Origin of the sequence: Fictibacillus terranigra (assembly GCF_030412265.1) — a bacterium.
Lineage (GTDB): Bacteria > Bacillota > Bacilli > Bacillales > Fictibacillaceae > Fictibacillus_C > Fictibacillus_C terrinigri.
The window spans coordinates 1,184,322-1,196,877 of record NZ_JAUHLN010000002.1 but is presented as its reverse complement, the minus strand read 5'-3'; the positions used below and the strand labels follow the sequence as shown (position 1 = coordinate 1,196,877).

Here is a 12,556-nt window from a genome sequence, read left to right as displayed (position 1 = left end):
ATGAAGAGCAAGACGGCAGAAAAGGATAAAAAGAACCTCCGGCAGGGCTATACGACGGGGGCTTGTGCCACAGCAGCCACCAAGGCTGCCCTGACGGCCCTCATTACGGGAGAGCCGCAATCCGAAGCGACGATCTACCTGCCTGTAAAGAAGTTTGCCACCTTTCAGATGGACAGCTGTTTCATGAGAGCGGGAGCAGTGGAGGCCGGCACGATCAAGGACGCTGGAGATGATCCGGATGCCACCCATCAGGCGCTCATCAAATCCGAGGTGTCCTGGACGGAGGGAAAGGAAATCATACTCGACGGCGGAGTTGGTGTGGGAAGAGTGACGAAAGAAGGGCTGCCGGTTCCTGTCGGTGAAGCCGCGATCAATCCAATTCCAAGAAAGATGATCCGTGAAACGGCGAAAGAGGTGCTGGACGCCTTTGGTGTTGAAAGAGGAATCAAAATCGTCATCTCGGTACCGGATGGAGAAGAGATCGCCAAGAAGACGCTGAACGGAAGGCTTGGCATCATCGGAGGCATTTCCATTCTTGGCACAAGAGGCATCGTCATTCCCTTTTCATCTGCAGCCTATAAGGCCAGTATCGTTCAGGCGATCTCAGTCGCAAAAGCAAGCGGCTGCCGGCATGTGGTCATCACCACCGGCGGGCGCAGCGAGAAATACGGAATCAAGGAGTATCCGGAACTACCAGAAGAAGCATTCATTGAAATGGGAGACTTTGTCGGTTTTACGCTAAAAGAGTGTAAGAGGCAGGCCATGGAACACATATCCATGGTAGGGATGATGGGGAAATTCTCGAAGGTCGCCCAGGGAGTCATGATGGTCCACTCCAAAAGCGCGCCGATCGATTTTGGGTTTCTCTCTTCGGTTGCTGAAAGAGCCGGTGCCAGTGAGGAGCTTGTTCAGCAGGCAAAGGAGGCAAACACGGCATCACAGGTCGGTGATCTCATGGCAGCGAACGGTGTCACTTCCTTTTTTGACGAGCTTTGTGCAAGCTGCTGTGACAACGCACTGAAAGAGATGAAGGGCGGCCTTACGGTGTCCACCAGTTTATATACGCTAAAAGGAGATTTTTTGGGAAAGGCGGAACGACATGACAGCCAGGATTAAAATCATTGGAATCGGTGATGGAGGAGCAGCGGGGCTTCTTCCGGAATATCAGGAGATGATTCAGGAAAGCGAACTGCTGATGGGCGGGGAGCGCCAGCTGTCCTTCTTCCCGGAATACAAAGGGGAGAAGGCAGTCATCAAGGGCGGGCTTAAGCAGATGACGGAACGATTGAAGCAGGAAGAGAGGAAGACGGTCGTTCTTGCATCAGGAGATCCGCTCTTTTATGGCATCGGCAGTTATCTTTCCAAGCAGACAGAAGTGGAGATTCATCCGTATATGAGCTCTGTTCAGCTCGCTTTCTCCAGGATGAACGAAAGCTGGCAGGACGCTTATGTCACGAGTGTCCACGGCCGCAGCATGAAGGGGCTGGCCCAGCGCATTGACGGAAAGAAGAAGGTGGCGCTGTTAACCGATGCGGAGAATACACCAGCTGCGATCGCCAACTATCTTTTATCATTTGGCATGACAGAATATACAGCGTTTGTCGCAGAAAATCTGGGTGGGAGTGAAGAGCGCTGTACTCGTCTCACACTGGAGGAAATGGCCGATTGGGAAGGCTCGCCGCTGAACGTCGTCATTTTAAAACAGCGGTCAGAAGGTCCAACATGGCGTTTTGGCATAGAGGATGAGGAGTTTTTTCAGCGGAAGCCGGAAAAAGGCCTGCTCACCAAAAAAGAAATCCGTATATTGAGCCTTGGAGCGCTCGGACTGAAAGAAGACAGTACGATGTGGGACATCGGGATCTGTACGGGTTCTGTAGCGATTGAAGCGGCCAAGATTGCCCGTGAAGGTGCTGTATTTGGCATTGAAAAGAACGAGCATGACCTGGAAAATTGCTATGAAAATATGAAAAAATTCCGTGCCGACCTGACTGTCGTCCAAGGAAAGGCACCCGAGAGGCTGGACGAATTCCCGGATCCCGACGCGGTCTTTATTGGGGGAACAGCCGGAGGCATGGACCGAATCCTGGACGTTTGCTGCAGCCGCCTCAAGCCTGGCGGAAGAATTGTTCTGAACGCGGTAACGATCGAAAACCTCGCTCAGGCGGTGGAAGGATTCAAGAATAGAAGCTATGAGACTGCCATCACGCTTACCCAAGTATCCAGAAGCAAGCCCATCTTAAATTTAACGAGATTTGATGCATTGAATCCGATTTATATCATTACAGCCACAAGGAAAAAAGGAGATTAATATGGTTGGAACGTTATATGGCCTTGGTGTTGGCCCGGGTGATCCGGAACTATTGACGGTAAAAGCCTTCCGAAAGCTGAAGGAATCACCGGTCATCGCTTATCCAAAGAAAAGAAAAGGCACAAAGAGCTATGCCCACAAGATTGTCGATGTTTATCTGAAGCAGGAAGAAAAAGAGATGCTCGGCCTCGTTTTTCCGATGACGAAGGACCCTGTCATTCTGGAGAGGGAGTGGTCCAACACGGTGGAAGCGGTCTATGAAAAGCTGAGCGAAGGAAAGGACGTCGCCTTCGTCACAGAAGGAGATCCTCTCCTGTACAGCACATTCATACATATGATGAACATGATGAAAGAGCGTCACCCTGAGGTCACCATTCAAACTGTTCCAGGAATTTCGTCCATCAATGGAACAGCCTCCGCACTTGGCCTTGCCCTTGCAGAAGGGGACGAGCATGTGGCGATCATTCCGGCTCGTGATGACTACGAAACGATGAAAAAAGCGATCGTAGAGAATGATTGCATCTTTTTTATAAAAGTAGCGAAGGTCATGCCGCTCATGCTGAAAATTTTACGCGAGCTTGACCTGATAGACAAAGCATCCGTTGTGACAAAAGTAACCTCCGAGGAAGAGGTGATCTGGAACATGGATGAGCTCGATCATGCTGAGCTCGAATACTTAACATTAATGGTGGTGAGAAAATAATGAAAATAACGATTATCGGAGCAGGCCCCGGTGATCCGGACCTCATTACAGTGAAAGGGCTGAACGCTCTTCAGGAGGCGGATGTCGTCATGTACGCCGATTCGCTCGTGAGCGAGGCGCTCATTGAGCGGGCAAGTGAGGATGCAGAAGTCATCAAGACGGCTGGCATGCACTTGGAAGAGATGGTCGGGAAGATGGCCGAATACGTAAAAGAAGGCAAAAAGGTAGCAAGGGTTCACACCGGCGACCCTGCGGTTTACGGAGCCACCCTGGAACAGATCTCTTTGTTGAAACGGAAAGGCATTGAGGTGGAGATCATCCCTGGGGTCAGCTCAGTGTTTGCTTCTGCAGCCGCAGTCGGTGCCGAACTTACGATCCCTGATCTGACACAGACGGTGATCCTCACGAGAGCGGAGGGACGCACGAAAATGCCGGAGCGGGAGAAGCTCAGAGATCTCGCGAGTCATCATTGCACGATCTGTCTGTTTCTGAGCGCAACGCTGACAAAGAAGATCGTGAATGAATTCCTGGAAGCGGGCTGGAGCAAAGAGACACCGGTCGCTGCCGTGTATAAAGCTTCCTGGCCGGATCAGAAAATCGTACGAACGACGCTTGAGAGCCTGGATGAAGATTTGAAGCAGAACGGCATGAGAAAACAGGTCATGATTTTGGCCGGCTGGGCGCTGGATGAAAACATTCACGAGAAGGATTTCCGTTCCAAGCTGTATGACAAGACCTTTACCCATGGCTTCCGAAAAGGAGTCCCATCATGAATCATGTGCTTCAGGAAGGAATCCAGCCCGAGGTTCGAACAGCCAATGATTATGCGCTCGTCGCCATTACAAAGCATGGTGTGGCACTGGCACGGAGGCTGCAAGGCCTCTTTCAGTCGTCTGATCTGTACTATATGAAGAAATTCGAAAAGGGGGATGAACAGGAGAAGAACATCCAGATGTTTGAAGGCAGTGTCCGCCTGCTTCTGCCCTCTCTCTTTAAAAACTATAAAGGCATAGTACTCGTTATATCCCTGGGGGCGGTCGTCCGGATGATCGCACCGCTGTTAAAGGACAAAAAGACCGATCCCGGCATCGTCGTGCTGGATGATAAAGGGCAGTTTGCCATTTCGGTCCTATCCGGTCACCTTGGCGGGGCGAACGAGCTCACAAAGGAAATCGCGGCATCAATCGGAGCTGAGCCGGTCATCACGACTGCTTCGGATGTACAAAAGACGATTCCGGTCGATCTGTTCGGCAAACGCTTCGGCTGGGTGTGGGATTCAGCAGAGAAACTTACACCCGTGTCAGCATCGGTTGTGAACGAAGAACACGTTGCTGTCATTCAGGAATCCGGAGAAAAGGGCTGGTGGGAGCATGACCGCCCGCTTCCGGCCAACATCAGGCCGTACCCATCCATCGCTGAAGCACTTCAGCATCAGCCGGATGCCGCCCTGGTCATCACACACCGCCACCTAAAGGAAGAGGAAAAAAGGATATTGGACAACGGAGTGCTCTACCGCCCGAAAGTCATCATTCTCGGCATGGGTTGCAACCGCGGAACAGCTGCGGAAGAAATACAGTCTGTCATTCAGGAAACGCTGGATGAACTGAATCTTTCTGTGAAAAGTGTAAAAGGGATTGCAACGATCGATCTGAAGAAGGACGAAGAGGGGTTATTGGAGACGGTTGAGAAAAATAATTGGAGCTTTGTCTGTTATACACCGGATGAGCTGAATGCGGTTGAAATTTCCGATCCGTCTGAAACCGTTCATAAGTATACGGGTGCTTACGGCGTAAGTGAACCGGCGGCCCGTCTGGCCAGTGGTGCGAGCTCTCTTGAATTGGTGAAAAAGAAGTCAGGCAACGTGACCATATCCGTGGCCGTCATTCCATATCAATAAGCAAACAGGAGGTGGACAGGATGGGTGAGAGAAGAATTGTGATCGCCGGAACCGGAAGCGGTGTCGGCAAGACAACGCTTACGATCGGGCTCATGAGTGCATTGCAAAGCAGGGGATACACCGTTCAGGGCTTTAAATGCGGCCCGGATTATATTGATCCCACCTACCATTCAGCGGTAACCGGGAGGACTTCGAGAAACCTGGACAGCTGGATGATGAAAGATGAGGCCGTAAAGGAGATTGCCCGAAGAGGGAGTGCCGGTGCCGATATCTCCATCATCGAGGGGGTCATGGGCTTTTATGATGGAAAGGACCCGAGATCGAACGCGGGGAGCACGGCAGAAATCAGTGTGATCACGCAAAGTCCAGTCCTGCTCGTCGTCAACTGTGCCAGTATGGCGAGAAGCGCTGCTGCCATCGTCAAAGGTTTTCAAAGTCTTTCTGAAGAGGTGAATATCGCTGGAGCCATCGCAAACCGAGTGGGTTCCAAGGGACATTACAAGCTGGTGAAAACGGCCATCGAACAAGAATGCGGTGTCCCGGTGATCGGCTATCTGGAAAGGAATGATGACTTAAACATACCGGAACGGCACCTCGGCCTCATCCCATCCATCGAGCGAGGGGATTTGGATTCGTTCTTTGAAAAACTGGGAACGCTCATTGAACAAACGATCGATTTGGACCGCCTGATGGAGCTGGCGGAAACGTCAGTGATGGATGGAGGAATCGAACCTTCCATCTTTCAAAAACGAGAGAATCCTTTAATAAAACTCGCGGTGGCAAAGGATGCTGCCTTTAACTTCTACTATCAGGAGAACCTCGAACTGCTCGAATCATACGGGGCAAAGCTTCAGTTCTTCTCCCCCCTTAATGGAGAAAAGGTGCCGGCAGATGCGGAAGCGCTCTATCTTGGCGGAGGCTTTCCCGAGGAGTTCGCTAAGGAATTAGCGGGAAATAAAGAAGTAAAACAATCCGTAAAAGAGGCGATTGCGGCTGGCCTTCCGACATTGGCGGAGTGCGGCGGATTCATGTATCTGACGGAGGAGCTTCAAACAACAGACGGAAAGTGCCACCCGATGGCTGGGATCATACCTGGAACAGTGGTTATGCAAAACAAGAGGGCGGCTCTCGGCTACAGGGAGATCACCGGGAAACCGGGAAACTTTCTGTTGGAGGACGGCCAAACAGCAAAAGGCCATGAGTTTCACTATTCCACGTATCACTCCGATCAAGACGTCCCGTATGCCTACAAGACGAAAGGCATGAGAGGAAGCAAGGATGAAGGCTGCATGATGGGCAATCTGATCGCAGGATACACTCATTTCCATTTTGCCTCCTTTCCGCAAATGGCGCAAAACTGGATAAAGCAATGTCTGGAGCGGAAACAGTATGTGTAAACAACCTCTTTCCCTCATGATTCAAGGTACTCATTCTGATGCAGGAAAGAGCGTGATCACCACCGCCTTTTGCCGTATTTTTGCTCAGGATGGGCTTCAGACAGCGCCATTCAAGTCACAGAACATGGCGCTGAACTCTTACATAACGATCGATGGCAAGGAGATTGGAAGAGCACAGGGCGTCCAGGCAGAAGCAGCAGGTGTCGAGGCGACGACGGACATGAACCCGATCCTGATCAAGCCGAGCCGGGAGAACGATTCACAGATTGTCGTCCATGGCAAGCCCTATCAAAACATGAATGCCTTCCATTACCGCGAGGCATTTTTTCATACAGGTCTGAAATTGATTAAAGATTCACTGGCTGCACTCTATGAATCGTTTGATTGTATTGTCATCGAGGGTGCGGGAAGTCCAGCTGAAGTGAATCTGAATGACAGGGAACTGGTGAACATGCGTGTGGCGCAGATGGCAGAGGCGCCAGTCATCCTTGTTGGTGATATTGAAAAAGGCGGCGTTTTTGCAAGTTTGGTAGGAACCCTGCAGCTTCTTTCTGATCGGGACCGGGAACGGGTGGCCGGAGTCATCATCAATAAGTTCCGCGGTGATATCAACCTGCTGAAGCCGGGCCTTCACTGGTTCGAGAATTACAGTGGAAAGCCTGTACTCGGGGTTATTCCGTACCTCCCAGGCTTGACGATTGAGGCAGAAGATTCGGTAGTCCTCAAACGTTACAGACGGGAAAGGGATGACACAAAGAGCCTGGACATTGCTGTTATCCAATATCCGATGATCTCAAACTTTACCGATATTGATCCGTTCTTTGCGGAGCCTGATTGTTCGGTCCGCTTCGTCACACATGGGGATCAGCTGGAGCATCCGGATCTCATCGTCCTGCCCGGCAGTAAAAACACGATCGAGGACCTGCTTTTTCTCCAACGCAGCGGACTTTTTGATAAAATAAAACATAACGATATACCCACAGTAGGAATATGCGGCGGCTATCAGATGCTGGGCCGGTGCGTGAGTGATCCTGAACAGGTGGAAACCCCATTAGGAAATGCGGAAGGATTGGGGATGCTCCCAATACATACAGAGCTGTCGTCAGAAAAAACAACGATTCGTTCAAAGGGCACTGCCCTATACGGTGAGAAATGCTATGACTTGGAGGGCTATGAGATTCATATGGGAATCTCCCGTTCAACCGAAAGTCTGAATTCCTTTATCCAAACCGCAAACGGGGAGACAGATGGAGCGAAGAGTGAAGATGAGCGGATCATCGGTACTTATTTTCATGGATTGTTCCATAACGATGAGTTTCGAACGGCTTTGCTCAATTCTGTCAGAAAGCGAAAAGGATTAGACGAGGTGAAGGATCCTGTCAGATTCAACGCCATGCGGGAGGAAAGCTTTGATCTCCTCGCCGAACATGTACGAGAGCATGTTGATCTGGACAAGATTTATCAAACCATGAGAGACTACAGTGGTAAACGGCTCTTGATGCAGGAAAGCAGTGGACAAGGAGTGAAGTAGATGAGCCATTACTATCCGATCATGCTGAACATCCAAGGGAAAAAGGCCATAGTCGTAGGCGGCGGCACCATCGCTGAACGTAAAATCCGGGGCTTGCTGGAAGCTGATGCGGATATTACGGTGATCAGTCCTGTCGCTACAGAACAGATTTCACGATGGGCGGCCGATCAGCAGATCCAATGGAAACAAAAGAATGTTGAACCGAGCGATACGGATGGGGCGTTTCTCGTCATTACGGCTGTCAACGAGCCAGCCGTCAATCAAAAAGTTCAAGATTCGGCCGATCCAGAGCAGCTGCTGTGCCGGAGTGATGATCAAACGAAAGGAAACTTTATCCTGCCTTCTCTTTTTCGCCAGGGAAAGCTGACGGTTGCTGTCTCCACTTCAGGCGCGAGCCCGGGACTTGCCAAAAGAATTACAAAAGAACTTTCTTCAAGCTACGACGAGTCCTTTGGTGAATACCTTGAGTTTCTGGATCGTTGCCGTATCCATGTGAAGTCAGTGATTAGAGAGCCAGAACGAAGGAAAAGCATTTTAACCCAAATTCTTGATCAAGAGTTTCAGGATATGAGCGGCCAAGAAAGAGAGCAGCGTTTTCTGGCATTATGCTCGGAAGGAGGAAGGGAAGATGAATAAAGGCAAAGTATACCTTGTTGGAGCAGGTCCAGGGGATCCGAAGCTCATTACGGTATATGGGATGGAATGCATCCAAAAGGCAGACGTCATTGCCTACGACCGCCTTATCAATAAAGAACTGCTAAACTATGCCAAACGGGATGCAGAACTCATCTATTGCGGAAAATTGCCTGGAAAGCACGAACTCATCCAGGAACAGATCCATGATCTGTTAGTGGAAAAAGCGATGGAAGGGAAGACCGTTACCCGTTTGAAGGGAGGCGACCCGTGTGTGTTCGGAAGAGTGGGGGAAGAAGCGGAAATTCTCGCCGGGCATGATATCCCATTCGAAATTGTACCTGGTGTAACGGCAGGCATCGCCGCGCCAGCCTACGCGGGAATCCCTGTCACTCACCGGGATCATGCCGGTTCGTTCACCATTGTCACCGGCCATGGCCGAAAGGAGAAGGGACAGGATTTCATCAATTGGCGGGCGCTCGCTGAAGGAAGCGATACGATTGCTTTTTATATGGGCATCGGGAACTTGAAGAATATCTGCAAAGAACTCGTCAGTCATGGGAAAAGTCCCGATACTCCTGCGGCCGTGATTGAATGGGGGACTACCAAACACCAGCGGACGGTCACCGGTACACTTGCAACGATTGAGCGTGAGGCAAGGGCAGCGGCCATCTCCCATCCGGCCATGATCATCGTCGGCGAAGTCGTTCAGCTGCGGGAGAAAATCAGATGGTTCGATAAAGTGGATGTGTTTGCATGAGCCAGCGGGGGATGACTTTGGTGTATACCGGCCATGGAAAAGGAAAAACAACGGCGGCTCTCGGTCTGGCACTCCGGGCAGCAGGGAGAGGCAAGAAAGTCCTCATCCTTCAATTTATCAAATCACCAACCCGCACATACGGTGAAAAGCTAATGTTTGACAAGATCGGCATCGAAATGATCCAGACCGGTGTCGGGTTTACATGGACGAAAACACCTGAAGAGCACCGCGAAGCGCTCCAGGCCGCTTGGAAGCTGGCAAAGGAAAAGCTGTGCTCTACTCAGTACGATGTAATCATCCTCGACGAAATCAATAATGCCCTTTCGATCGAGAAGTTTCCGGTCGATGATGTCCTGCCACTCGATGAGGTTGTTGACAGTATCAAAAATCGGCCTTCAGGCATGAACGTCATTTTGACGGGAAGAAACGCGAAACAAGAGATCATTGACATCGCGGACCTTGTGACGGAGATGCAGCCGGTCAAGCATTATTATGATGAAGGAATTCCTGCCATTAAAGGGATCGAATTTTAGGCAGGAATGATCAATTCAATTAAATAGTTAAAACCTGCTTATCAAATGATAGGCAGGTTTTTTTATCGTAAAAACCGAAAAGTTTGCTTATTTTTGTTTACAAAACATCCATGCGGGTACTTAATCCACAGCAAATCATTTTAACAAGAGGAGGAAATTCTCATGGGTAAACATGTAATTGGTGTTTATGAGTCAGAGGAAGCGGCGGTAAGTGCGGTACAGCAACTGCAATCAAGAGGGTATGATACAGATGAGATCTCTGTAGTCACGAATCATGATCATTACACGGACACCGTTGAAACCATCACCGGTGCAACGGTTGAAAATGTGGAAGAACCTCATAAAGAATCTTTGTTGGACAAATTAAAAGCTGCCTTTTTGGATGATGAGTACATGAAAAGCAAGAACAGCCTGGGAGAAAAATTATCAGATTACGGAATACCTGACCGGGAAGCCGCATCCTATGCTTCAGAAGTGGAATCAGGAAAAATTCTGCTGATGGTCGATTCAGACCGCGATCTTCATTCCGATGATTCAACGTCTGTTAACCCTGCAAGTGCCGGAATGGATTATGGAACCTTCAGAATAGCCTCTGATGTCAAAGATACCAGAGATGGCTACACCGCAGGCAGCAATGTAAATGATCACAGAGATTTTGATTTAGTGGATGACATTGAGCGGTCGTACCGGTCAAATTCCGATATTACGGATCATACTACGGATCATACAGACCGAGAACTTTATCCAGATGAAGGGGGAACGAATAAGGGAGATGAGTTGAGAGACCGCACAAGAACAACACCAAGAAACTCGGACAAAGATAAATTGTTTTAGAAGATGAAAAGGCATCCCCAGTCGGGTGCCTTTTTTATTGAAAAAACCAATGAAGATCTCGACAACAACGATGGCCCGTGTATCATGCAATTTCATTTCATGGAACAGCAAATAGCCACCGATGACTATACCGATAAAGGCTCAAAAAAGGTTACGCATCTTTGCTCTTATCTTTGGAAGTCAACCATTTGCTGGAAAGGTAGACGGCACCGCCCGTAAAAAGACCTGTGATGATCGGTTTGAAAGTCATATTTTGCTCCGGCCAAAGCATGTTCAGAATAAAAACAAAAACATAGACTAAGCCAGCCAGTATCAAAAATCTCATATTTCCTCCCGATTATTCGGATGCATACTTCAATATTCCTTGTAAATAAACTGAGTAGTCACGCTGTACACATTCTCTTAGTTTGATTTTTCCTTCTGTTTGTAATTCTCCGACCATTTCTTCAATCTTTCTTCCATTTTCTTTTGTAGCCTTAGGAATCTCTATTGAAAACAAATTGCCTCGACTGGCTTTGTGCAGGTTTCTTAATAATTCAACCTTATTCATTAAATCATTCCTTTTTCCATATATTTTTTTGATGGAAAGCTTTTTCTTATAGGCAAGAACGGAAAGAGAGAGTTCAAAAGAAAAATGGCAATTTCAGAATAAAAATCCTTCATTCAATCAGGAGGAAAAAAAAGCGTTAATCATCCTTCGGACTAACGCTTTGAGAAGTAAAAGAATATCTTGCAGATGTTGTTACGAACTTGGTTATCGCGGCCGTTATAAAGAGATAAAACACTTTTTTTCTAAGACTATCACTCTCTCGATGTTTTTACAACAATAGTTAAGATATCCATTTGGTCATATCAATGATCTTTGGTGTCATATACATTTGTAGAAATGGAGGAATATGTATGCCTAAAAAGGTTCTTCTTTTTACAGATTTGGGAATAGACGATGCTTTTGCCCTTATATATGCCTTCTTCCGTAAAGAAGAAGTGCAAATAATAGGTATCGTAGCTGACTATGGAAATGTATCCAGAGTGGATGTTATTAGGAATATTAATTATATAAAGTTTATTATGGGACAAGAAAAAGTACCCGTATTTCTTGGTGCTTCCGGCCCTTTAACGGGTATTTCGGTACAGTATTTTCCTGAAGTACACGGAAAAATGGGGTTAGGACCCATCACGCCTCCCGATATACCTTATCCTGTATTCCCTTTTAATGATATCTATCCGTTAATTGATGCGAATATAGAGGATCTAACAATCATCAACCTTGGAAGACTATCTTCATTGGCAACCGCATTTGTACTAAATTTAGAAAAGATGAGAAACGTTAAGGAATATATTTGCATGGGAGGAGCATTCTTTGTTCCTGGAAATGTAACCGCGGTAGCTGAAGCCAATTTTCACTCTGATCCTTATGCAGCGAACCTGGTCTTGCAACATGCAAAAAATTTGACGCTTATCCCTTTAAACATCACTCAGTATGCACTTGTTACTCCCGAAATGGTTCAAACCATTCACCGATTTCACCAAAAAACGAAGGACCCTGCCGGACTCATAATTAAACCGATGTTGGACTACTATTACCATTTTTACTCGAAATCCAATCCGGGCATAAAAGGAAGTCCTATGCATGATTTTATGACAATTTGGTATCTGTTAAATCCTAATTTTGTTAGCATTACAAGAATTCCTATAAAAGTAATTCCAGATAGAGGGGATGGGTTTGGACAAAGCATTGCCGATTTGCGTTTTACAGTAAACCCAGAGTTCAAAATACATAGTGTGGCTACTCATTTTAATTATGAAGCATTTAAAAAAAGCATTATGGATACTCTTTTATCTTGGAGATAGAGGGGTCGGTGCTGCTTACCATCCAGCTGCCATGACAGGCAGCTTTTCTTATTAAATTAATCAAAATAAACGGGAGCTCTTCTTTATTTGAAGAACTCCCTTGAGTGTC

Annotated in this window: 14 protein-coding genes; 12 read left to right on the top strand and 2 right to left on the bottom strand. The window is 48.0% G+C overall.

The annotated features are described in order from the left end of the window. The 11 genes from QYF49_RS14090 (at position 1) to QYF49_RS14040 (ending at position 10,596) form a co-directional block, all read left to right on the top strand. Positions 1–1,116 (top strand): cobalt-precorrin-5B (C(1))-methyltransferase, encoded by a 1,116-nt coding sequence (locus tag QYF49_RS14090; RefSeq protein ID WP_290400200.1) that lies wholly within the window; start codon positions 1–3, stop codon positions 1,114–1,116. After that, positions 1,100–2,308 (top strand): precorrin-6y C5,15-methyltransferase (decarboxylating) subunit CbiE, encoded by a 1,209-nt coding sequence (gene cbiE, locus QYF49_RS14085; protein WP_290400199.1) that lies wholly within the window; start codon positions 1,100–1,102, stop codon positions 2,306–2,308. The genes QYF49_RS14090 and cbiE overlap by 17 nt, the downstream gene beginning before the upstream one ends. Position 2,309: 1 nt before the next feature. Next, a complete protein-coding gene (gene cobI, locus QYF49_RS14080; RefSeq protein WP_290400198.1) occupies positions 2,310–3,011 on the top strand; it encodes a precorrin-2 C(20)-methyltransferase in 702 nt (233 codons plus the stop codon). After that, entirely contained in the window at positions 3,011–3,784 is a 774-nt protein-coding gene (cobM, locus tag QYF49_RS14075) for a precorrin-4 C(11)-methyltransferase (protein ID WP_290400197.1), read from the top strand. The genes cobI and cobM overlap by 1 nt, the downstream gene beginning before the upstream one ends. Then, positions 3,781–4,908: a cobalt-precorrin 5A hydrolase gene (locus tag QYF49_RS14070; protein WP_290400196.1), complete on the top strand. Its 1,128-nt coding sequence runs from the start codon at positions 3,781–3,783 to the stop codon at positions 4,906–4,908. Before cobM ends, QYF49_RS14070 begins: the two co-directional genes overlap by 4 nt. A gap of 20 nt (positions 4,909–4,928) precedes the next feature. After that, positions 4,929–6,305, top strand: coding sequence for a cobyrinic acid a,c-diamide synthase CobB (locus QYF49_RS14065; RefSeq protein WP_290400195.1), 1,377 nt, complete (start codon positions 4,929–4,931; stop codon positions 6,303–6,305). Further along, positions 6,298–7,836, top strand: a complete 1,539-nt coding sequence (locus QYF49_RS14060) for a cobyric acid synthase (protein ID WP_290400194.1) — start codon at positions 6,298–6,300, stop codon at positions 7,834–7,836. Before QYF49_RS14065 ends, QYF49_RS14060 begins: the two co-directional genes overlap by 8 nt. After that, entirely contained in the window at positions 7,837–8,472 is a 636-nt protein-coding gene (locus QYF49_RS14055; protein ID WP_290400193.1) for an NAD(P)-binding protein, read from the top strand. Next, positions 8,465–9,229, top strand: a complete 765-nt coding sequence (cobA, locus tag QYF49_RS14050) for a uroporphyrinogen-III C-methyltransferase (protein ID WP_290400192.1) — start codon at positions 8,465–8,467, stop codon at positions 9,227–9,229. Before QYF49_RS14055 ends, cobA begins: the two co-directional genes overlap by 8 nt. Next, on the top strand, positions 9,226–9,762 hold the full coding sequence (gene cobO / locus QYF49_RS14045; RefSeq protein ID WP_290400191.1) for a cob(I)yrinic acid a,c-diamide adenosyltransferase: 537 nt from the start codon (positions 9,226–9,228) through the stop codon (positions 9,760–9,762). The genes cobA and cobO overlap by 4 nt, the downstream gene beginning before the upstream one ends. Positions 9,763–9,924: 162 nt before the next feature. Further along, on the top strand, positions 9,925–10,596 hold the full coding sequence (locus QYF49_RS14040; protein ID WP_290400190.1) for a YflT domain-containing protein: 672 nt from the start codon (positions 9,925–9,927) through the stop codon (positions 10,594–10,596). Positions 10,597–10,747: 151 nt separating this feature from the next. Here the strand turns inward: QYF49_RS14040 and QYF49_RS14035 are convergent, their stop codons facing one another. Beyond that, on the bottom strand, positions 10,748–10,921 hold the full coding sequence (locus QYF49_RS14035; RefSeq protein ID WP_290400189.1) for a hypothetical protein: 174 nt from the start codon (positions 10,919–10,921) through the stop codon (positions 10,748–10,750). Between the two features lie 12 nt (positions 10,922–10,933). Beyond that, complete coding sequence (locus tag QYF49_RS14030) at positions 10,934–11,146, bottom strand: hypothetical protein (protein WP_290400188.1); 213 nt, start codon at positions 11,144–11,146, stop codon at positions 10,934–10,936. Between the two features lie 350 nt (positions 11,147–11,496). Between QYF49_RS14030 and QYF49_RS14025 the strand changes: the two genes are divergently transcribed. Further along, on the top strand, positions 11,497–12,447 hold the full coding sequence (locus tag QYF49_RS14025; protein ID WP_290400187.1) for a nucleoside hydrolase: 951 nt from the start codon (positions 11,497–11,499) through the stop codon (positions 12,445–12,447). Positions 12,448–12,556: the final 109 nt, after the last annotated feature.